Source organism: Actinacidiphila acidipaludis (assembly GCF_019890725.1).
GTDB classification, from domain to species: Bacteria; Actinomycetota; Actinomycetes; order Streptomycetales; family Streptomycetaceae; genus Actinacidiphila; species Actinacidiphila acidipaludis.
The window spans coordinates 1-20,459 of sequence record NZ_JAINZZ010000057.1 but is presented as its reverse complement, the minus strand read 5'-3'; the positions used below and the strand labels follow the sequence as shown (position 1 = coordinate 20,459).

Here is a 20,459-nt window from a genome sequence, read left to right as displayed (position 1 = left end):
GCGATGAGCCAGGCGGCACAGAACCTGAACTGGTTGATCACCAACTTCGTGGACAACACCCCCGGGGTGTCCCACACCGTGGTGGTCTCCGCCGACGGCCTGCTGCTCGCGATGTCCGACGGATTCCCCCGCGACCGCGCAGACCAGCTCGCAGCCGTGGCCTCCGGCTTGACCTCGCTCACCGCCGGAGCGTCCCGCATCTTCGAGGGGGGCAGCGTCAACCAGACCGTCGTGGAGATGGAGCGCGGCTTCCTCTTCATCATGTCCGTGTCCGACGGCTCCTCCCTGGCCGTACTCGCCCACCCCGAGTGCGACATCGGCCTCGTCGGCTACGAAATGGCCCTGCTCGTCGACCGGGCAGGGGCCGTGCTCACCCCGGACCTCCGTGCGGAGCTCCAGGGCAGCCTCATGCACTGAGACCCGGTGCCGGCACCGAGTCACCGCACCACCAGCACGTTCCCGTAATTCCGCACCAGCGACAGCACTGCCCGGACACGGAGGACCCTCATGACCCCGCCACCCGCCTCGCCGGGCCCGTACGGCGCGTCCCACCACGCGCCGTACGGGGTGGAAGGCGACCAGCCGCTGGTGCGGCCCTACGCCATGACCGGTGGCCGTACCCGGCCGCGCTACCAGCTGGCCATCGAGGCCCTGGTGAGCACCACCGCGGACCCGGCGCAGTACGCGGGGCTCCTGCCCGAACACCAGCGGATCTGCCATCTGACCCGCGAGATCAAGTCGGTGGCCGAGATCTCCGCCCTCCTGGCCATTCCGCTCGGCGTGGCCAGGATCCTTGTGGCCGACCTGGCCGAAGCCGGCATGGTGGCGATCCACCAGCCGGGCAGCGGCGAGGCGGGCGGCCAGCCTGACGTGACACTGCTTGAGAGGGTGCTCAGTGGACTTCGGAAGCTCTAGGCCGCAACAGGCGTACGGCGCGCCACCGGTGCGGTCCACGACCTCCGCGAAGATCGTGGTCGCCGGTGGCTTCGGCGTCGGCAAGACGACGTTCGTCGGCGCGGTGTCGGAGATCAACCCCCTGCGCACCGAGGCCGTCATGACGTCCGCGTCGGCGGGCATCGACGACCTGAGCCATGTGCAGGACAAGACCACGACCACCGTGGCGATGGACTTCGGCCGCATCACGCTGGACGACGACCTCATCCTCTACCTGTTCGGCACGCCCGGCCAGGACCGTTTCTGGTTCATGTGGGACGACCTGGTGCGCGGCGCGATCGGCGCCGTGGTGCTGGTCGACACCCGCCGGCTGGCGGACTGCTTCCCGGCGGTGGACTACTTCGAGAACAGCGGTCTGCCGTTCGTGATCGCCCTCAACGGCTTCGACGGCCACCAGCCGTACCGGCCGGAGGAGGTCCGCGAGGCACTGCAGATCGGGCCGGAGGCACCGATCATCACGACCGACGCCCGGCACCGGGCGGAGGCCAAGAGCGCGCTCATCACGCTCGTCGAGCACGCGCTGCTGGCACGCCTCAAGTAGGCTGTGCCTGCGGCAAGTTGTGAGGACCACAACCACGGGGACCCGCTGTGTCACAGGACACGGGGGTCCCCGTTTTCATAACGTTTCGGGTGAGTTTCGGAGCGCTGCCGACACGGCCCGCACTCGGCCGGTGTCACCACGTGTACGTCTGTCGTAGGGTTTGGCCGCGCCTCAGGCTTATGTCTTTTTTATCCCCAGGCGCCGGACGTCAGTTCCCATATGCCGGACGTTTGGCGAGCACCCCCGCGACATGCTGAAATTCGCACAACCCGAGAGTAGGAACGGCTGTCGTCGTAGCGCCGTCGCCGAGAGGTTGTTGGTCCAGTGAGGAACACCAGAGCAGAAGCGGGTACCCCACCGGGCCCGCGGGGGAACTTCACCCCGCCGCAGCGCCCGGGGAGTTCTCCTTCGGCGCCGGCCGAGGCCGAGGTCCCCGTGCTGCCCGATCCGGGCGGCCGGCTGAGCATGCGCAACTGGCGGGTGGCCACCCGCCTGAACGTGATCCTCCTGATCCCGGTGCTCGTCGCTCTCGTCTTCGGTGGTTTCCGGGTGAAGAGCTCGGTGGACACCTGGCAGCAGGCCGACGACGCGGTGCGTACCGCGAACATGGTGCGGGCCGCGGCGACCTACAGCAACGCCCTTGAGGACGAACGCGACGTCACGGTGGTTCCCCTGCTCGCCGGAAAGCGTGCCGACTCGTCGGTCAGCGCCGCGTACGCGGCCACCGACGCGGCCGCCCGGGCCTTCGACCAGGCGGCCCAGCACGTACCGGACGAGGCGGACCTCAAGCGCCGGATGGCCACCTTCCGTGCCGTCGAACCGCGCCTGGCCGCCCTGCGCAAGGCCGCGTTCACCCGCCAGCTGTCGGGCGTGCAGACCGAAGAGGGCTACGTCACCATCCAGCACCCGCTGATGGAGCTGGCCAACGAACTGGGATTCGGCACCAGCAACGGCGCCTCCTACGGCCGCACCCTCTACGCCCTGTCGCTGTCCAAGGCGGCCGAGTCCCTGACCCGGTCGATCGGCATGCACATCCTGGTCGGCAAGCCCGCCTCCGCGCAGGAACTGGCGCTGCAGAAGACCGCGCTGGGCTCCTACGAGTACCTGCAGGGCATCGCCGTCGAGGAGTACGAGGGCGGCGGCACCGCGGCCGACCAGGCCCGGCTCCGGGCCGCGCAGGAGGCGGCCGCGAAGAAGGGCCAGGAGCAGATCACGGCCGCGCAGCGCAAGGCCGAGGCCGACCCGCACTCCAAGTTCATCGTGCCGCCGGACCTGACCAAGATGGTCACCGACATCGCCAACCCGCAGTCGACGAGCGCGACGCTGCGGGCCGAGGGCGTCACCCCCGAGTCGTACATGGCGGCCTCCACGCTGTCCTTCGACGCCTACCGCTCGATCGAGGTGACCCTGGCCGACCAGGCCGCCTCGGACGCCGCGAAGGTGGCCTCGACCGCCAAGCGGGACGTCTTCATCAACTCGGCGATCGTGGTGGTCGCCCTGATCCTGGCGTTCATCGTGGCCGCGATGATGGCCCGCACGATGACCCGCAGCATGCGGCGGCTGCGCTCGGCGGCGTTCGACATCGCCGAGACCCGTCTGCCCAGCCTGGTCGACCAGTTGTCGCGGACGGACCCGGGCCGGGTGGACACCCAGGTGGCGCCGATCCCGATCAACACCCAGGACGAGATCGGCGAGGTCGCCCGCGCCTTCGACCAGGTGCACCGGGAGGCGGTCCGGCTGGCCGCCGAGCAGGCGCTGCTGCGGGGCAACGTCAACGCGATCTTCACCAACCTCTCCCAGCGCAACCAGGGCCTCATCCAGCGCCAGCTCGAGCTGATCACCGAGCTGGAGAACAACGAGGCTGACCCGGACCAGCTGGAGAACCTGTTCAAGATGGACCACCTCGCGACCCGTATGCGGCGCAACGGCGAGAACCTGCTGGTCCTCGCCGGCGAGGAGCCGGGCCGGCAGTGGAACCAGCCGGTTCCGCTGGTGGACGTGCTGCGCGCGGCCGCGTCCGAGGTGGAGGCGTACGACCGGATCGAGCTGGTCGGCATCCCGGAGACCGACATCCACGGCAGCGCGGTCACCGACCTCGTGCACCTGCTGGCCGAGCTGCTGGAGAACGCCACCACGTTCTCCTCGCCGCAGACCAAGGTGCGGGTCACCGCGACCCGGCTGCCGGACGGCCGGGTGATGATCGAGATCCACGACCGCGGCATCGGCCTGACCGCCGAGGACTTCGCGGACATCAACCGCAAGCTCGCCGACCCGCCCACGGTGGACGTCGAGATCGCCAAGCGGATGGGCCTGTTCGTGGTCGGCCGGCTGTCCCAGCGGCACGGCATCCGGGTCCAGCTCAGGCCCTCCGGTGAGCAGGCCGGCACCACCTCCCTGGTGATGCTGCCCGAGCCGATCACCCACGGCGGTGGCGGCGAGGAGCTGCTGCCCGACGACCAGGACTTCACCGTCTCGCGGATGGTCCCCGAGCCCGCGGACGCGCCGGCGTTCGGCCGCCCCCTGGACCACCGCAGCGCGGCCGAGCTGGGCTTCGACGACTCCCGCTACGAGCAGGGCGGCGTGCTGCCGGAGGGCGGGCGCCCGCTGGACCCGGTGGGCCGCTCGCTGCAGCGCGAGGAGCGCAGGGCGCAGCTCGAGGCCGCCGTCCACGAACGCCACGACGGCCAGGAGCCGGCGGAGGCGGGTCAGGAGCAGGCGTTCGCGCAGGGCGACTTCACCGTCCCCGGCCAGGCGCAGGACCCGGGCTATCCGGGCGGATACGACGCGGGCTTCCCACAGCAGGGGTACGACCAGGGCTACGGGCCGCAGGACGGCTACGCCGCACCGGACGCCTACGCGCAGAACGGCTACCAGAACGGCTACGGGTCGCAGGGCTACGGCCAGGACGGCCAGGGGACCCCGGGCTACCCGGTCGACGGCCGGGAGCAGAACGGTTTCTTCGAGCAGCCGTACGAGGCCGCCCAGGACTTCGGCGACGGCGGCCGGCCGGCCGCGGGCTACGAAGGAGCCGGTCACCAGGCGGAGTTCCCCGGTTACGGGGCAGCTCAGGACGACTGGCCGGCGGCTGAAGCCCAGGTAACGGAATCCGTTCCGCCGCTCCCCGAGCAGGGGGAGGACAGCGTAGTCTCGCCTTCGCTGACGGACGCCGGACTGCCGCGCCGGGACCGGCGGCAGTCGCACGCACCCACGTCCCCGTCCGCATCGGAGCCCTCCGAGCCGCAGCACCAGTCCAGCAGTCAGCCTTCGGGCGAGCCGGCGGCCTCCTCGCCGGACGACGACGGCTGGCGGTCCACCAACGACGAGCACTGGCAGCGGGCCGAGCAGGTCCGTGAGCCCAAGGCAGGCGGAGTGACCCCCTCCGGCCTGCCACGGCGAGTGCCCCAGGCCAACCTGGTCCCGGGTACCGCGACGCAGACCCCGCAGGGCGGCCCACAGGTCTCCCGCGCACCGGAGGACGTCCGCGGCAGGTTGAGTAACCTGCGGCGTGGCGTCCAGCAAGGGCGCACTGCTGGAACTGACACGAACGGACAGGCCACCGACAGCCGATTCGGCGGCCCCCAGAACCAGGAGCGCTAGTTGAGTCCGATGAGCCAGGCGGCACAGAACCTGAACTGGTTGATCACCAACTTCGTGGACAACACCCCCGGGGTGTCCCACACCGTGGTGGTCTCCGCCGACGGCCTGCTGCTCGCGATGTCCGACGGATTCCCCCGCGACCGCGCAGACCAGCTCGCAGCCGTCGCCTCCGGTCTGACGTCGCTCACGTCCGGTGCGTCCCGCATCTTCGAGGGCGGGACCGTCAACCAGACCGTCGTGGAGATGGAGCGCGGCTTCCTCTTCATCATGTCCGTGTCCGACGGCTCCTCCCTGGCCGTACTCGCCCACCCCGAGTGCGACATCGGCCTCGTCGGCTACGAAATGGCCCTGCTCGTCGACCGGGCGGGTTCCGTACTCACTCCCGATCTGCGCGCCGAACTGCAGGGCAGCCTGCTCAACTAACGCACGGGCGCGGGCTCGTGCCCGGACACCGGCCAGGGGTCCGGGCACGGCGCCGCAGCCGAACCACGAGGAGGACCCGTGAGCACGCCCACCGGCGGAGATCCGTACGGCGGTCCGCACCAGCCGCCTCTGAACCCGTACAACTTCCCCTCGGCGCCCTCTCCGGAGCCGGGGTACCGGCAGCCGCGCGTACAGCCGTACGCGCCGCCGCAGGCTCCGCCGCCGCAGACCGCCCGCGGCGGGCCGGGAAGTGCGCAGGGTGGCTCGGGTGCCGGCTCCGGCCGCTCGCGTACCCCCTCGGGCCTGGTGCGCCCGTACGCCATGACCGGCGGCCGGACCCGGCCGCGCTATCAGCTGGCCATCGAAGCGCTGGTCAGCACCACCGCCGATGCCGAGCGGCTGCGGGGACAGCTGCCCGAGCACCAGCGGATCTGCCTGCTGTGCCGGGAGGTCAAGTCGGTCGCGGAGATCTCCGCGCTGCTGACCATCCCGCTCGGTGTGGTCCGGATCCTCGTGGCCGACCTCGCCGAGGCGGGTCTCGTCGCCATCCACCAGCCCGGTGGCGACGCGGCGGCCGGCGGCCAGCCTGACGTGACATTGCTTGAAAGGGTGCTCAGTGGACTTCGGAAGCTCTAGCGGCCCGACCCGCGCCACCACCTCCGCGAAGATCGTGGTGGCGGGCGGATTCGGCGTGGGCAAGACCACGTTCGTCGGTGCCGTGTCGGAGATCAACCCGCTGCGCACGGAGGCAGTGATGACCTCGGCCTCGGCCGGGATCGACGATCTGACGCACGCGCCGGACAAGACCACGACCACCGTGGCGATGGACTTCGGCCGTATCACGCTGGACGAGGACCTCATCCTCTACCTGTTCGGCACCCCCGGACAGGACCGCTTCTGGTTCATGTGGGACGACCTGGTGCGCGGCGCGATCGGCGCGATCGTCCTGGTGGACACCCGCAGGCTCGCGGACTGCTTCCCGGCGGTCGACTACTTCGAGAACAGCGGCCTGCCGTTCGTCATCGCCCTCAACGGCTTCGACGGCCACCAGCCGTACCAGCCGGAGGAGGTCCGCGAGGCGCTGCAGATCGGCCCGGAGGCGCCCATCATCATCACCGACGCCCGGCACCGGGGCGAGGCCAAGAGCGCGCTCATCACGCTGGTCGAGCACGCCCTGATGGCCCGTCTGCGCTAGCCGCCCGGCGACGCGAGAGAACGCGAGAGGCCCCGCACCGGACGGTGCGGGGCCTCTCGCGTGTCGGGGGCGTGCTGCCCGGGGGTGTCAGCCCTGCCAGGAGTGCGGCGCCCGGAAGCCCGGGGTGCGCTCCAGCCGGCGCCAGCGGGCGGTGGACCGGGCCGGCTTGGCCGGGACGGTCCCCTCCCCCGCGGCGGCGCGGGCAAGCAGGATCGCGGTCAGCGCGGCGAGTTCCTCGGGGTCGGCGTGACCCCGCTCGACACGCACGATCGAGTCGGCGGGAGTACTCAAGGTGGTCTCCAGGGAGAGTTACTGAGGGGGGTTGCCGTGCTTGCGGGACGGCAGGTCCGCGTGCTTGGTCCGGAGCATCGCCAGCGAGCCGATGAGCACCTCGCGGGTCTCCGCGGGGTCGATCACGTCGTCGACCAGGCCGCGCTCGGCCGCGTAGTACGGGTGCATCAGCTCGGCCTTGTACTCCTTGACCATGCTGGCCCGCATGGCGTCGGGGTCGTCGGCCTCGGCGATCTGCCGGCGGAAGATCACGTTGGCCGCGCCTTCCGCTCCCATGACGGCGATCTCGTTGGTCGGCCAGGCGTAGGTGAGGTCGGCCCCGATGGACTGGCTGTCCATCACGATGTAGGCCCCGCCGTACGCCTTGCGCAGGATCAGCGAGATCCTCGGCACGGTGGCGTTGCAGTACGCGTAGAGCAGCTTGGCGCCGTGCCGGATGATCCCACCGTGCTCCTGGGCGACGCCCGGAAGGAAGCCGGGGACGTCCAGGAGGGTGATGATCGGGATGTTGAAGGCGTCGCACATCTGCACGAAGCGGGCCGACTTCTCGGACGCCTCGATGTCCAGCACGCCCGCCAGCGAGGCCGGCTGGTTGGCGATGATGCCGACCACCTGGCCGTCGAGCCGGGTCAGGGCGCAGATGATGTTGGTGGCCCAGCGCTCGTGGACCTCCAGGTACTCGCCGTCGTCGACGATCTCCTCGATGACCTTGTGCATGTCGTACGAGCGGTTGCCGTCGGCGGGCACCAGGTCGAGCAGCACGTCGCTGCGCCGGTCGGCCGGGTCGTGGCACTCGACGGACGGCGGGTTCTCCCGGTTGTTCTGCGGGAGCAGCGACAGCAGGTAGCGGACCTCCTCCAGGCAGGTCTGCTCGTCGTCGTACACGAAGTGCGAGACGCCGGAGATCCCGGCGTGCACGTCGGCGCCGCCCAGGCCGTTCTGGGTGATGTCCTCGCCGGTGACCGCCTTGACGACGTCGGGGCCGGTGATGAACATCTGCGAGGTCTCACGGACCATGAAGACGAAGTCGGTCAGCGCGGGGCTGTAGGCCGCACCGCCGGCGCACGGGCCGAGCATCACCGAGATCTGCGGGATGACGCCGGAGGCGCGAGTGTTGCGCTGGAAGATGCCGCCGTAGCCGGCGAGCGCGGAGACGCCCTCCTGGATACGGGCGCCGGCACCGTCGTTGAGGGAGATCAGCGGGGCGCCGGCCGAGATGGCCATGTCCATGATCTTGTGGATCTTGGTGGCGTGGGCCTCGCCCAGCGCGCCGCCGAAGATCCGGAAGTCGTGGGCGTAGACGAAGACCGTGCGGCCGTGCACGGTGCCCCAGCCGGTGATGACGCCGTCGGTGTAGGGGCGCTTGGCCTCCAGGCCGAACCCGGTCGCGCGGTGCCTGCGCAGCGGCTCCACCTCGTGGAAGGAGCCCTCGTCGAGCAGCAGGTCGATCCGCTCGCGGGCGGTGAGCTTGCCCTTGGCCTTCTGGGCCTCGGTCGCCTTCTCACTCGGTCCGCGCCTGACCTGCTCGCGGATGGCGTGGAGTTCTGCCACGCGCCCGCGGGCGTCGTTCGCCGCGACGGGCACCTCTTCCGATGTGGTCATGTACCGACAGTACGAGCGAAGGGCCCGATAAAGGGCCATCGACTCCGTACAGTGTCCGGTTGCTGTTCATGGTGGAACCCGACAGACGCGCTGGTCTGCGGTGTCCCGCCGCGGCGGGGCGGGACACCGCTGTCAGCAACCTGCCACCCCCGGAATGATTGATTCCGGTTGCTCCGTCCGGGTCAGCGACCGGCCACCGCGTCGGCCAGCGCGAGCGTCCGGCGGGCCTCCTCGACGTGCAGGTTCTCGATCATCCTGCCGTCCACCGTGACCACCCCCCGCCCCTGTGACGTGGCCTCTTCGAAAGCGGCGATGATCCGCCGGGAGCGTTCCACGTCGGCCTGGGCCGGCGCGAAGATCCGGTTGCACGGTTCGAGCTGGCTCGGGTGGATCAGCGTCTTGCCGTCGAAGCCGAGCCGGCGGCCCTGCAGCGTCTCCGCCTCGAAGCCGGCGGCGTCCTTCACGTCGTTGTAGACACCGTCCAAGATGACCCGGCCGGTGGCGCGGGCCGCGAGCAGCGCCAGCGACAGCCCGGTGAGCAACGGCGCCCGGCCGGGGACGTGCTCGGCGTGCAGTTCCTTCGCCAGGTCGTTGGTGCCCAGCACCAGGACGGTCAGGCGCTCGGAGGCGGCCGCGATCAGCCGGGCGTCGAACATCGCCACCGGCGTCTCGATCATCGCCCAGATCGCGGTGCGGTCCGGCGCCCCGGCGGCCTCCAGCGCCGCCTCGACCGCGCGGACGGTGTCCGGCGAGTCGACCTTGGGCACCACGACGGCGTCCGGGCCGGCCGCGGCGGCGGCCCGCAGGTCGTCGTCGTGCCACGGCGTGCCCGGCGCGTTGACCCGGATCGTCACCTCGCGGTAGCCGTACTCGCCGCTCGCGGCGGCGGCCGCGACCCGGTCGCGGGCCTCCGCCTTGGCGTCGGGGGCGACGGAGTCCTCCAGGTCGAGGATGAGCGCGTCGGTGGGCAGCGACTTCGCCTTCTCCAGGGCGCGCTCGTTGGCGCCGGGCATGTAGAGGACGGAACGCCGGGGCCGCAGGTCGCCGCTCATCGGGCGTCCTCCTCACGGGTGGCCGCGGCGTAGACCTCGGCGAGTTCGGGGTCCCGGGCGGCGAGCGCGTCCGCGAGGTCGGCGACGACCAGGCACTGCTTGTACGTGGCGTCGTCCTGCATCTTGCCGTCGATCATCACCGCGCCGGTGCCGTCGCCCATCGCCGCGATGACCCGGCGGGCCCACGCAACGTCCTGCGGGGACGGGGAGAACACGCGCTTGGCGATGGCGATCTGCGCCGGGTGCAGCGACCACGCGCCGACGCAGCCCAGCAGGAAGGCGTTGCGGAACTGGTCCTCGCAGGCGGTGACGTCCTGGATGTCCCCGAACGGCCCGTAGTACGGCAGGATGCCGTGCGCCGCGCAGGCGTCGACCATCCGGGCGATCGTGTAGTGCCAGAGGTCCTGCTGGAACGTGGGCCGCGGCGCGTCGGCGCCGCCGTCCGCGGCCGGCGCCGGATCGGCGCGGACCAGGTAGCCGGGATGGCCGCCGCCGACCCGGGTGGTCTTCATCCGGCGGCTGGCCGCCAGGTCGGCCGGACCGAGCGAGATGCCCTGCATCCGGGGGCTGGCCCCCGCGATCTCCTCGACGTTCGCCACGCCCGTGGCCGTCTCCAGGATGGCGTGCACCAGGATCGGCCGGCCGAGCCCGGCCTTGGCCTCCAACTGGGCGAGCAGACGGTCCACATAGTGGATGTCCTGCGCGCCCTCGACCTTGGGCACCATGACGACGTCGAGCTTGTCGCCGATCTCGGGGACGAGGGTGAGCAGGTCGTCCAGGACCCAGGGCGAGTCGAGGCTGTTGATCCGGGTCCACAGCTGGGTGTCGCCGAAGTCCGTGGCCCGCGCGGTCTTCACCAGTCCGAGCCGGGCCGCCTCCTTGCGGTCGGCGGGGACGGCGTCCTCCAGGTTGCCGAGCAGCACGTCCACCTGGGGGGCGAGCGACGGGACCTTGGCCGCCATCTTCTCGTTGCCGGGGTCGAAGAAGTGGATCATCCGCGAGGGCCGGAGCGGCACCTCCCGCACGGGGGCGGGCGCCCCCACGGCCAGCGGGCGGAAGAAGTCCTTCGCCGAGCGCATGCGATCTCCCGGTTGTCGGTCGGGGTGAGGGTGTGGCGCTCACCTTACGGGGGCGGCCCCTCGCCGGTTACCCGACAGTACGTGTGCCGTTCGTCACCGGTGACCAGCGCATCGCGAGATCGGGTTCGCGTTCCATGTTGCCCGAGCCGTCGGTCGCGGCGGTGACGGCGAAGCCGTGGCGGAGGTAGAAAGCCCGTGCGTCGGTGTTCTTCTGGAACACGAACAGGCTCAGCCCCTGCGGCCGGTGGGCCCTGGCCGCGTCCAGCAGGAGGGTGCCGATGCCGCGCCTGCGCACGTCGGCCAGCAGGTAGAGGGCGTCGAGGACGTCGCCCGCGACGGCCGCGTACCCGACGACGGCGCCGTCGAGTTCGGCCACCCACACGGTGGCGCCGGGCAGCACGACGTCCCGCACCCACGCCTCGACCTGGGCGTCGGAGCGGGTGCGGGGCGGGAGGAAGGGCATGGTCGCCTCGCGGGACCTGATGTGCACCTGGGCGATCGCGGCGGCGTCTGCGGCCAGGGCTCGCCGTACCAGGGCGGGCGGCGGGGAGGTCTGCGGGGTGGTCTGCGGCGAAGGGGTTGCGGTCACCGGGGCACCCTAGGGGTCACCCGCCCGCCCGGCCGAACGGTTTTCCGGAGGCCGGGCCGGCGGGACCGTCACGGCGGCGCGCCGCCGTGCGGAGGCAACGGGGTCAGCAGCCGCCGCAGTTGTAGTAGAGGACGTCCCAGTGGCTGCCCTCGTCGGTGTAGACGTTGCCCGCGCCGGACTGCCACATGGGGTAGCCGTCGCCGCGCAGGCCGATGTACGCGAACGTGTTGTGCACGTAGTTGTTCAGGCAGGTGTTCTTGCCGAAGTCGAGCTTGTAGCCGTTGTAGTGGGAGTAGGTGCCGCTGGCGTGGCCGACCTCGGTGCCGCCGGTGATGTTCAGGGCGCAGCCGCTCGCGTGCTTGAGGGTCACGGCGCCCTGGGCGGTGGCCAGGTTGAGGCCGTCGAAGGACGTGCAGGTGGAGTTGTTGCGGTTGGTGCAGCCGCCGGACGACGACCAGGTGATGCCCGCACCGCGGAACATGCTCTCGGCCTGGGCCTGCGTCAGCTTGGTGACGGCGAACGCGTCATGGCTCGCCGCGAGGCCGACGCCCGGCGCGAAGAGCACGGTGAGCAGGAGCGTGAGAGCGCTGACGACGGCCCGCATCCGGGTCCGCGGGCGCGCGGGGGACGGCGACACAAGGGGTGACACAAGGGGTGACGCAACGGGGGACACAAGGGTGGTGCTGCTCATGCGATCTCCTCCTGCGGGGGCGGCCGTGGCCGCCGTGAATGGGGGTGTGCAGGTGGCGCAGGAGGAGTGTGCCCGAGGTCTACGCGCGTCCGCCAGGGTTCCGGCAGCTTTGGGACAGGGTTTCGGCGGGATCGCCGGCCGGGCCCGCGCGCGACCTGCGGCGGGCCCTCGGCGAACACCCCGAGTTCATCGGGGCGTCGTGCCGCCGGTCCTACTCCTGGGGGTCGAGCCCGGCCCGCAGCAGACCGTAGGCGCAGGCGTCGTCCAGCGCCTGCCAGGACGCGGCGATGACGTTGTCCGCGACTCCCACCGTGGACCACTCGCCGGTGCCGTCGGTGGTGGTGATCAGCACGCGGGTGGTCGAGTCGGTGCCCGAACGCCCTTCCAGGATGCGGACCTTGTAGTCGACCAGCGCGAAGCCGGCCAGCTGGGGGTAGATCTGTTCCAGGCCCACCCGCAGGGCGCGGTCGAGGGCGTTGACCGGGCCGTTGCCCTCGGCGGTGGCGACGATCCGCTCGCCCTTGGCCCACAGCTTGACGGTGGCCTCGTTGGCGTGGGTGCCGTCGGGACGGTCCTCGATGATGGCCCGCCAGGACTCGGTGCGGAAGAAGCGGCGGGGCTCCTTGCCGCCGATGCTGTCCAGCTCCGCCCGCATGAGCAGGGCGAACGAGGCGTCGGCGGCCTCGTAGGTGTAGCCCTGGAGTTCGCGTTCCTTGACCCGGTCGACGATCCGCTGGACCAGGTCGCGGTCGCCACCGAGGTCGATGCCGAGCTCCTTGCCCTTGAGCTCGATCGAGGCGCGGCCGGCCATGTCCGAGACCAGCATCCGCATCGTGTTGCCCACGCGCTGCGGGTCGATGTGCTGGTACAGGTCGGGGTCGACCTTGATGGCCGAGGCGTGCAGCCCGGCCTTGTGGGCGAAGGCGGAGACCCCCACATAGGGCTGGTGGGTGGACGGCGGGAGGTTGACGACCTCGGCGATGGCGTGCGAGATCCGGGTCATCTCGCCGAGCGCGCCCTCGGGCAGCACCCGGCGGCCGTGCTTGAGCTCCAGCGCCGCGACGACCGGGAAGAGGTTGGAGTTGCCGACCCGCTCGCCGTAGCCGTTCGCGGTGCACTGCACGTGCGTGGCACCGGCGTCCACCGCGGCCAGGGTGTTGGCGACCGCGCAGCCGGTGTCGTCCTGCGCGTGGATGCCGAGCCGGGCCCCGGTGTCGGCGAGCACCAGACCGGTGACGGCCTGCACCTGGGCGGGCAGCATGCCGCCGTTGGTGTCACAGAGCACCACCACGGAGGCGCCCGCCTCGTGCGCGGCGCGGACGACCTGCGTGGCGTAGTCGGCGTTCGCCCGGTACCCGTCGAAGAAGTGCTCGCAGTCGACGAAGACCCGGCGGCCCTGCTCCACGAGGTAGGAGACGGTGTCCCGGACCATCGCCAGGTTCTCCTCCAGCGTGGTGCGCAGAGCCAGCTCCACGTGCCGGTCGTGGGACTTGGCGACCAGCGTGATGACGGGGGCGCCGGACTCCAGCAGCGCGTTGACCTGGGGGTCCTCCGCCGCCGTGGCGCCCGCGCGGCGGGTGGCGCCGAAGGCGACCAGCACCGCGTGGCGCAGTTCGAGCTCGGTGCGGGCGCGGGCGAAGAACTCGGTGTCGCGGGGGTTGGCGCCGGGCCAGCCGCCCTCGATGAAGCCCACCCCGAAGTCGTCCAGGTGCCGGGCGATCGTCAGCTTGTCGGCGACGGTGAGGTTGATCCCCTCACGCTGTGCTCCGTCGCGCAGCGTGGTGTCGAAGACATGGAAGCTGTCGTCCAGTTCCGCGGTCATAGCTGTCTAACTCCTGTCAGGTGGGTGGGTTTCCTCCGGGCGATCCTGAAGTCGCCCGGTGGACCGACTCCACTTGCCCCCAGCCACCGCGTGCGGTTTCGCCTCCGGCGCGGATGGGCCGGGAAACGAAAAAACCCCTCGCGGATGCGAGAGGTCTGCACGCGGGTCTGGGACACGGTGGCGTTCCACTGGGGTCAGTGGGGCGTCACTGCGGACCGGCGTGCCTGCGGCCAATAATCATGACGCGGGCGGACATGATTGGCAGTGTGCCACACCTCGGGGTCCAGCGAGACCCCGGTCTCACCATCCGAACACCCCCCGCGGCCCTCCGCGGACCGCGGGGAGAGCGGCGGCTCTAGTCGCCGAGGGGGTGCATCCAGTGGTGCGCGTCGGCCGCCCGCCCGGTCTGGATGTCCAGCAGCGCCTCACGCAACCGCATGGTGACCTCGCCCGGCCGGCCGTCCGCGACGGACCAGTCCGCCCGGGTGGACTTCACCGAGCCGACGGGGGTGATCACCGCGGCCGTGCCGCAGGCGAACACCTCGGTCAGCGAGCCGTCCTCGTTCCCCCGCTTCCAGTCGTCCACGCTGATCCGGCCCTCGGCCACCTCGTAGCCGAGGTCCGCGGCGATGTTCAGCAGCGAGTCGCGGGTGATCCCGGGCAGCAGCGAGCCGGACAGCTCCGGGGTGACGATGCGGTTCCCGTACACGAAGTACAGGTTCATCCCGCCCATCTCCTCGATCCAGCGCCGCTCGATCGCGTCCAGCCACACCACCTGGTCGCAGCCGTGCTCGATGGCCTGCGCCTGGGCGACGAGGGAGGCGGCGTAGTTGCCGCCGGTCTTGGCGGCGCCGGTGCCGCCGGGCGCGGCGCGCACGTACTCCTCGGACAGCCACACCGACACCGGCTTGACGCCGCCGGAGAAGTACGCGCCGGCGGGGGACGCGATCACCAGGAACAGGTACTCGTTGGCCGGCCGCACCCCGAGGCCCACCTCGGAGGCGAACATGAAAGGCCGCAGGTAGAGCGACGCCTCGCCCTCGGTCGGCACCCACGCCTTGTCCTGCCGCACCAGCACGTCGCACGCCTCGATGAACGTCTCGACCGGCAGCTCGGGCATCGCCAGCCGGCGGGCCGAGGCCTGGAAGCGGCGGGCGTTGGCCTCCGGCCGGAACGTGGCGACGCTGCCGTCGGGCTGGCGGTACGCCTTGAGGCCCTCGAAGATCGTCTGCGCGTAGTGCAGCGTCATGTTCGCCGGGTCGATCGACAGCGGCGCGTACGGGACGAGCTGCGCGTCGTGCCAGCCGCGGCCCTCGGTCCACTTGATGGTGACCATGTGGTCGGTGAAGTGGCGGCCGAACCCGGGGCTGCCGAGGATCGCGTTGCGTTCGGCGTCGGCCAGGGGGTGGGACGAGGGCTTGAGCTCGATCGTGGGCGTCGTCATATGTGTTCCTTCACCGTCTGCTGCCGTCCGACTGCTAGGACGTCCTAGTTTCCCGCCGCGCTGCGGCCCCGCCACCGATTATCGCAGCGGCGGGGCCGGGGACCTACCTCCGGGCGGGGGTCAGCCTGCGACCCGGGCCGCCAGCGCGTCGCCGATCTCCACCGTGCTGCGCGCCGGCCTGCCGGAACGCTCGGCGAGGTCGGTCTGGACCGCCGCGTCGATCCGGTCGGCCTCCGTGTCGTAGCCGAGGTGCCGCAGGAGCAGGGCGACGGAGAGCACGGTCGCGGTGGGGTCGGCCTTGGACTGGCCCGCGATGTCCGGCGCGGAGCCGTGCACCGGCTCGAACATCGAGGGGAACGCGCGGCCGGGGTTGATGTTGCCGCTGGCCGCCACGCCGATGCCGCCGGAGACGGCCGCGGCGAGGTCGGTGATGATGTCGCCGAACAGGTTGTCGGTGACGATCACGTCGAACCGCTCGGGCTGCGTGACGAGGAAGATCGTCGCCGCGTCCACGTGCAGGTAGTCGGTGGTGACGTCCGGGTACTCCGCGCCGACCGCCTCGAAGATCCGGGTCCACAGCCGGCCGGCGTGCACCAGGACGTTGTTCTTGTGCACCAGGGTCAGCTTCTTGCGCGGGCGGGCCTGCGCGCGGGCGTAGGCGTCCCGCACCACGCGCTCGATGCCGTACGCGGTGTTCAGGCTGACCTCGGTGGCGACCTCCTGCGGGGTACCGGTCCTGATGGTGCCGCCGTTGCCGGTGTACGGGCCCTCGGTGCCCTCGCGGACCACCACGAAGTCGATGGCCGGGCTGCCGGCCAGCGGCGTCCCCACGCCCGGGAAGAGCTTGCTCGGGCGCAGGTTGACGTGGTGGTCGAAGGCGAAGCGGAGCTTCAGCAGGAAGCCGCGCTCCAGCACCCCGGAGGGCACGGAGGGGTCGCCGATGGCACCGAGCAGGATCGCGTCGTGGACCTTCAGCTCGGCGAGGTCGTCGTCGGTGAGGGTCTGGCCGGTCGCGTGGTACCGCTTCGCGCCGAAGTCGTACTCCTTGGTCTCCAGCTTCACGTCCTGCGGAAGCGCGGCGGAGAGGACCTTGAGACCTTCGGTGACGACTTCCTGGCCGATTCCGTCGCCGGGAATGACTGCGAGGCTGAGGCTGCGAGACATGTCCGCACCCTACTCCCCGTCCCATCCCCTGACACGGCCCGTCCGCATGCCGGACATGCGTGTCGGGGCGCGGCTGCGTGCGGGACCGGCGGCACCTGCCGGGGCGGGTTCAGCCGCGCTCGTGACCGGTGCTGCCGCCGTTGTCGCGGCGGTCCATCGAGCGCTGCAGGGCACGGAGGGCGTTCTGGCGTGCGGTCTCGTCCATGGGGATCAACTCCACTGGGAAATCGGAGGAGATGGGGCTGCCATGGAACGCGGGCGGTGGGCCGGCGCCGCGGGGGGTGACCCGCTGAAGAGGGCGCCTTGCGCGCATCCGCCGCTCGCTCGGTCGAGCGTGGAACGTTCGGCTTGTTACCACGCTAGGTCAGCGGCTTCGTCCTGTCTCCACAATTACTCGGACTTCCTACTATCTGAGACGACGATCACCCTCGGGGGCCCCGGAGACGTCCGCGCGAGGGCGGACGCGGCCCCCGGGACATGGAAACCGCCCCCGTGTCCGGAGGGGGAGACCGGAGGCGGGGGCGGTGGCCGGGGGGCCGGGGCCCGCGCCCGAAGGGCGGGCCCCGGAAGGAGCGACCGGGGCGGTCAGCCCTGGTGCGGGTAGTGGTAGTCGGTCGGCGGGACCAGCGTCTCCTTGATGGCGCGGGTCGACGTCCAGCGCATCAGGTTCTGCGCGGCACCGGCCTTGTCGTTGGTGCCGGAGGCACGGCCGCCGCCGAACGGCTGCTGGCCGACGACCGCGCCGGTGGACTTGTCGTTGATGTAGAAGTTGCCGGCCGCGAACCGCAGCCGCTCCATCACGTGCGCCGCCGCGGCACGGTCCCGGGCGATGACCGCACCGGTGAGGCCGTACGCCGACACCGACTCCATCTGCGTGAGCATCGCCTCGAAGTCGGCGTCGTCGTAGACGTACACGCCCAGGACCGGGCCGAAGTACTCCTCGCGGAAGATCTCGTTCTCCGGGTCGGTGGAGACCAGGACCGTCGGGCGGACGAACCAGCCGACCGAGTCGTCGTAGGTGCCGCCGGCCACGACCTCGACGGTCGGGTCGGCCGCGGCACGGTCGATGGCGGCCTTGTTCTTGGCGAAGGCCCGCTCGTCGATGACGGCGCCGAGGAAGTTGGTGAGGTCGGTGACGTCGCCCATGGTGAGCCCGTCGACCTCGGCGGCGAACTCCTCCTTGAAGCCGTTCTCCCAGATCGAGCGCGGGATGTACGCGCGGGAGGAGGCCGAGCACTTCTGGCCCTGGTACTCGAAGGAGCCGCGGGTCAGCGCGGTCTTGAGCACCGCGGGGTCGGCGGAGGGGTGCGCGACCACGAAGTCCTTGCCGCCGGTCTCGCCGACGATCCGCGGGTAGGAGCGGTACCGCTCGATGTTCTCGCCGACCGTGCGCCACAGGTACTGGAAGGTGCGGGTCGAGCCGGTGAAGTGGATGCCGGCCAGCTCCGGGTGCTGCAGCGCCACGTCGGAGACGGCGATGCCGTCGCCGGTGACGAGGTTGATGACGCCGTCCGGGAGGCCTGCCTCCTTCAGCAGCTTCATCAGCAGCACGGCCGAGTGCGTCTGCGTCGGGGACGGCTTCCAGACCACGACGTTGCCCATCAGCGCGGGCGCGGTGGGCAGGTTGCCGGCGATCGCGGTGAAGTTGAACGGCGTGATGGCGTAGACGAAGCCCTCGAGCGGACGGTGGTCCAGCCGGTTCCACACGCCGGGCGCGTTGGCGACCGGCTGCTCGGCGAGGATCTGCCGGGCGTAGTGCACGTTGAACCGCCAGAAGTCGACCAGCTCGCAGGGGCTGTCGATCTCCGCCTGCTGCGCGGTCTTGGACTGGCCGAGCATGGTGGACGCCGCCACCGTCTCCCGCCAGGGACCGGCCAGCAGCTCCGCGGCCCGCAGGATGATCGCGGCGCGGTCGTCGAAGGACATGGCACGCCAGGCCGGCGCCGCGGCCAGCGCCGCGTCGATCGCGTCCTGCGCGTCCTGGGTGGTGGCGTTGGCGTATGTGCCCAGGCGCGCGCCGTGGTTGTGCGGCTGGACGACGTCGAAGCGCTCTCCCCCGCCCATGCGCTCCTCGCCGCCGATGAACATCGGCAGGTCGACCGGGTTGCCGGCCAGCTCCTTGAGCTTGGCCTCCAGCCGGGCGCGTTCCGGGCTGCCGGGCGCGTAGCTGTGCACCGGCTCGTTGACCGGCGCGGGGACCTGGGTCACAGCGTCCATGGAGCGTTCTCCTCGTGGGATTCGGGTCAGCGGGCGGGGAGGAAGGAGCGGAGGAAGAAGGCGAGGTTGGCCGGTCGCTCCGCCAGGCGGCGCATGAAGTACCCGTACCAGTCTGCGCCGTAGGGCACGTAGATGCGCATGCGCTCGCCCTCGTCCGCGAGGCGCCGCTGCTCGGCGGTGCGGATGCCGTAGAGCATCTGGAACTCGTAGGAGCCGGCTGACCGGTGGTTGCGGGCGGCGAGGTCCTGGGCGATGGCGATCATGCGCGGGTCGTGCGAGCCGACCATCGGGTAGCCCTGGCCCTCGAAGAGGGTGCGCAGCACACGCACGTACGCGCGGTCCACGTCCTTCTTGTCCTGGAAGGCCACGCGCGCGGGCTCCTTGTAGGCGCCCTTCACCAGGCGGACGCGCGAGCCGGACACCGCCAGCGCGCGGGCGTCCTCCTCGGTCCTGAACAGGTAGGACTGCAGCACCGCGCCGGTCCCCGGGTGCTCGCGGCGCAGCTCGTGCAGGATGGCCAGGGTGGAGTCGATCGTGGTGTGGTCCTCCATGTCCAGGGTGACCGTGGTGCCGATCTCGGTGGCCAGCTCGGCGACCTCGCGGACTCCTGCCAGCGCGATGTCGTGGCCGCCGTCGGGCAGCGCCTGGCCGAAGGCGGAGAGCTTCACCGACACCTCGGCGCGCGGGCCGAGGTCGTCCTTGCGCAGGGTCTCCAGCAGACGCAGGTAGGCGTCGCGGGTGGCCTGGGCGGTGGCCCGGTCGGTGACGTCCTCGCCGAGGTGGTCCAGGGTGACGTCCAGACCGGCGGTGGTCAGGCCGCGCACGGTGTCCATCGCGGGGTGCAGCTCGTCACCGGCGATGAAACGCTTCACCACGGGACGGGTGACGGGTGCGGCGGCGACGACGCGGCGCATACGGTCGCTGCGCGAGGCGGCGAGCAACACGGGACCGAGCACGGTGGCTCCTTCGGACATGCGGGTTCGGCGGAACGGTGCGGCGGACGCGCGCCGTCACCGTGAATCTAAGGAGCGGCTACCCCGCGGGACCACCGACAGCTGTCACGCATCCGGGTGCGGTCCCTCATACAGATGTATGAGGGAGGTGCGCGACAATGGGCGCGTGGCCGGTGAGTACGGGGACTTCCAGGAGCTCGTCGACGAGGTGTCGGCGCTGCTCGGCGCGCCCGCGACCCTGGAGGACCGGGACTTCCGGCTGATCGCGTTCGGGGTGCACGACAGCGAGGACGACGCGGCCATGGACCCCGTGCGGACCCGGTCCATTCTGACCCGCCGCTCCACGGCCGAGGTCCGCGCGTGGTTCGAGCGGTTCGGCATCGCCCGCGCCACCGGCCCGGTGCGCATCCCGGCGGTGCCCTCCGCGGGGGTCTTCCGCGGGCGGCTGTGCCTGCCGGTGCGCCACGGCGGCGTGGTCTACGGCTACGTGTGGCTGCTGGACGAGGCCGAGCACACCGAGGCGCAGCTCGCCGCGGCGATGGCGGTCGCCGCGAGGATCGGCGCGCGGCTCGCCGCCGCGTCCCGCGCCGGATCCGGCGCCGGGACGGCGCTGCGGGCCCTGCTCACCGCGGGCTCGCGGGCCGGCCGCGACGAGGCGGAGGACGCCCTGCGGGCGGCGCTCGGCGACGACGCGGACGAGGCGCACGCGCTGGTGTGCGTGCGCCTCGTCGGCGTCGTCGCCGGGGCGCCGGAGCTGCCCGGACTACGGGCCGTGCCGGGGGCGGCGTCCAGTACGGCTACCTGCACGCCCACGCGCCGCACACCATGAGCTCCTGGGTCACCGA

18 protein-coding genes and 1 pseudogene are annotated in these 20,459 nt (G+C 71.4%); 8 read left to right on the top strand and 11 right to left on the bottom strand.

From position 1 onward, the window contains the following. The first annotated feature begins 3 nt into the window (after positions 1-3). The 7 genes from K7862_RS30120 (at position 4) to K7862_RS30090 (ending at position 6,710) form a co-directional block, all read left to right on the top strand. The gene (locus K7862_RS30120; RefSeq protein WP_093717891.1) at positions 4-417 is read left to right on the top strand and encodes a roadblock/LC7 domain-containing protein; all 414 of its coding nucleotides are present in this window, start codon (positions 4-6) and stop codon (positions 415-417) included. A 90-nt stretch (positions 418-507) separates the two neighbouring features. After that, on the top strand, positions 508-915 hold the full coding sequence (locus K7862_RS30115; RefSeq protein ID WP_037913670.1) for a DUF742 domain-containing protein: 408 nt from the start codon (positions 508-510) through the stop codon (positions 913-915). Further along, positions 896-1,495: a GTP-binding protein gene (locus K7862_RS30110; protein ID WP_222967948.1), complete on the top strand. Its 600-nt coding sequence runs from the start codon at positions 896-898 to the stop codon at positions 1,493-1,495. The genes K7862_RS30115 and K7862_RS30110 overlap by 20 nt, the downstream gene beginning before the upstream one ends. Before the next feature lie 465 nt (positions 1,496-1,960). Then, entirely contained in the window at positions 1,961-5,092 is a 3,132-nt protein-coding gene (locus K7862_RS30105) for a sensor histidine kinase (protein ID WP_262414055.1), read from the top strand. Between the two features lie 9 nt (positions 5,093-5,101). After that, entirely contained in the window at positions 5,102-5,515 is a 414-nt protein-coding gene (locus tag K7862_RS30100) for a roadblock/LC7 domain-containing protein (RefSeq protein ID WP_308012268.1), read from the top strand. Between the two features lie 78 nt (positions 5,516-5,593). Continuing rightward, complete coding sequence (locus K7862_RS30095; protein ID WP_222967945.1) at positions 5,594-6,151, top strand: DUF742 domain-containing protein; 558 nt, start codon at positions 5,594-5,596, stop codon at positions 6,149-6,151. Beyond that, a complete protein-coding gene (locus K7862_RS30090) occupies positions 6,132-6,710 on the top strand; it encodes a GTP-binding protein (RefSeq protein WP_222967943.1) in 579 nt (192 codons plus the stop codon). The genes K7862_RS30095 and K7862_RS30090 overlap by 20 nt, the downstream gene beginning before the upstream one ends. A gap of 87 nt (positions 6,711-6,797) precedes the next feature. On the opposite strand, the gene K7862_RS30085 is transcribed toward K7862_RS30090, so the two are convergent. The 11 genes from K7862_RS30085 to K7862_RS30035 form a co-directional block, all read right to left on the bottom strand. Beyond that, a complete protein-coding gene (locus K7862_RS30085) occupies positions 6,798-7,001 on the bottom strand; it encodes an acyl-CoA carboxylase epsilon subunit (RefSeq protein ID WP_222967941.1) in 204 nt (67 codons plus the stop codon). Between the two features lie 18 nt (positions 7,002-7,019). Next, on the bottom strand, positions 7,020-8,603 hold the full coding sequence (locus tag K7862_RS30080; protein WP_222967939.1) for an acyl-CoA carboxylase subunit beta: 1,584 nt from the start codon (positions 8,601-8,603) through the stop codon (positions 7,020-7,022). 182 nt (positions 8,604-8,785) lie between these two features. Further along, positions 8,786-9,655 (bottom strand): HpcH/HpaI aldolase/citrate lyase family protein, encoded by an 870-nt coding sequence (locus K7862_RS30075; protein ID WP_222967938.1) that lies wholly within the window; start codon positions 9,653-9,655, stop codon positions 8,786-8,788. Next, positions 9,652-10,734, bottom strand: coding sequence for an HpcH/HpaI aldolase/citrate lyase family protein (locus K7862_RS30070; RefSeq protein ID WP_222967937.1), 1,083 nt, complete (start codon positions 10,732-10,734; stop codon positions 9,652-9,654). The genes K7862_RS30075 and K7862_RS30070 overlap by 4 nt, the downstream gene beginning before the upstream one ends. Positions 10,735-10,801: 67 nt before the next feature. After that, positions 10,802-11,323, bottom strand: a complete 522-nt coding sequence (locus K7862_RS30065; protein ID WP_308012267.1) for a GNAT family N-acetyltransferase — start codon at positions 11,321-11,323, stop codon at positions 10,802-10,804. A 103-nt stretch (positions 11,324-11,426) separates the two neighbouring features. After that, positions 11,427-11,927 (bottom strand): hypothetical protein, encoded by a 501-nt coding sequence (locus K7862_RS30060; protein WP_222967936.1) that lies wholly within the window; start codon positions 11,925-11,927, stop codon positions 11,427-11,429. Between the two features lie 298 nt (positions 11,928-12,225). Beyond that, positions 12,226-13,836 carry a citramalate synthase gene (gene cimA, locus K7862_RS30055; RefSeq protein ID WP_222967935.1) on the bottom strand — a complete coding sequence of 537 codons (1,611 nt, stop codon included), beginning with the start codon at positions 13,834-13,836 and terminating at the stop codon, positions 12,226-12,228. Between the two features lie 355 nt (positions 13,837-14,191). After that, a complete protein-coding gene (locus K7862_RS30050) occupies positions 14,192-15,280 on the bottom strand; it encodes a branched-chain amino acid aminotransferase (RefSeq protein ID WP_222967934.1) in 1,089 nt (362 codons plus the stop codon). A gap of 120 nt (positions 15,281-15,400) precedes the next feature. Continuing rightward, positions 15,401-16,444, bottom strand: coding sequence for a 3-isopropylmalate dehydrogenase (locus tag K7862_RS30045; RefSeq protein WP_222967933.1), 1,044 nt, complete (start codon positions 16,442-16,444; stop codon positions 15,401-15,403). Positions 16,445-17,029: 585 nt separating this feature from the next. Then, the gene (gene pruA, locus K7862_RS30040) at positions 17,030-18,661 is read right to left on the bottom strand and encodes an L-glutamate gamma-semialdehyde dehydrogenase (protein ID WP_222967932.1); all 1,632 of its coding nucleotides are present in this window, start codon (positions 18,659-18,661) and stop codon (positions 17,030-17,032) included. Positions 18,662-18,687: 26 nt separating this feature from the next. Beyond that, positions 18,688-19,617 (bottom strand): proline dehydrogenase family protein, encoded by a 930-nt coding sequence (locus K7862_RS30035; RefSeq protein WP_222967931.1) that lies wholly within the window; start codon positions 19,615-19,617, stop codon positions 18,688-18,690. 136 nt (positions 19,618-19,753) lie between these two features. On the opposite strand from K7862_RS30035, the pseudogene K7862_RS30030 reads away from it, so the two are divergent. Then, positions 19,754-20,410 (top strand): annotated as a pseudogene (locus K7862_RS30030) (PucR family transcriptional regulator); the annotation flags it as partial. Positions 20,411-20,459: the final 49 nt, after the last annotated feature.